Annotated in this window: 1 protein-coding gene; it reads left to right on the top strand. The window is 45.1% G+C overall.

Annotated elements, in window-relative coordinates; all coding sequences use genetic code 11:
• Window positions 1-280: 280 nt before the first annotated feature.
• Window positions 281-1,075, top strand: coding sequence for an IclR family transcriptional regulator (locus B2899_RS13440; protein WP_286886478.1), 795 nt, complete (start codon window positions 281-283; stop codon window positions 1,073-1,075).
• Window positions 1,076-1,152: the final 77 nt, after the last annotated feature.

Below are 1,152 nucleotides of genomic sequence, written 5' to 3'. Positions count from 1 at the left end.
GCGTTCGCCTTTTTCTACATTAAAATCCTCTTCTCATTCCTTTCTCTTTTTTCCTTCGTACCACAAAAGTCAGCCGCCCTTTTTATGATTTTCATGCCGGGGTTGCGGCAGAAACACCAGAGTCGTTTTCTATCATTATCATTTTTTTTGTTTTTCTAACAACTGTATGTGTAAAAAAATCTTACATATGGCTTGAGTTTTTATTCAGATGATTTTATTATAACAGATAATTATATTAAATTCGGAATAGTTATTCCGAAATTCGGAACGGAGGAGTGCGGTGAGCAGGAATAAAACTGTGGTAAAATCGCTTGAAATATTACAGATATTTTACTCTCATGATCGGCTGACGCTTCAGGAAATGGTTGATGTAACGGGCATGCCAAAGACGTCTGTATATCGCCAGGTAAAATCGCTGGAAGAAATGGGATTTCTTGTCCGGGACGGTGAAGGAAAGTATTCGCTTGGTCTTATTTTTCTGAAATTGGGGCAGCTTGTGGCTGAACGGCTCGATATTCGGCAGATCGCTCTGCCTTTTATGCGCAGATTGCGTGATGAAATGAAAGAGGCGGTTAATTTAATCGTTCGGGAAGGCGATGAAGCGATCTACATTGAGAAGGTGGATACGCAGAATCCGGTCCGGCTTTATACGAGGGTAGGCAGACGCACGCCGCTGTATGCGGGAGCCTGTTCCCGGATTCTTCTCTCGTATATGTCTCTGGAAGAGGTCGAACGCTATATCAATAAAGTTGAATTGAAGGCGATTGCTTCCGGAACGATTACGGACCGGGATCAACTGTGGGAAACCGTTATGCAGACGAGAAAGAACGGGTACTCCGTCAGTTATTCAGAGCTGGAAGATTATTCGGCGGCGGTGGCCGCTCCGGTTTTTAACCACAGGGGCGAGGTTGTGGCCGGAATTAGCATGGCCGGGCTGGAAGCTCATTACCGGGGTGAAAATCTACCGCCGCTCATTGAAAAAATTAAGCGGACCGCGTTCGAAATTTCCCGTCAGCTTGGTTTTAAAGAAAACGGCCATGACTTTCCGGCCGTAACTTCGACGTGGAAATCATAAGAAGGACGACTGATTTTAGTGGTAGGAAGGAAAAGAGAGAAGTGAACGAGGGGGTGATTTCAATGGGGAAAAAGGCG

The organism is Aneurinibacillus sp. UBA3580, assembly GCF_002375825.1.
GTDB classification, from domain to species: domain Bacteria; phylum Bacillota; class Bacilli; order Aneurinibacillales; family Aneurinibacillaceae; genus Aneurinibacillus; species Aneurinibacillus danicus.
Note: the sequence above shows the minus strand (reverse complement) of the source record. Positions and strands in the feature narration are given on the sequence as shown.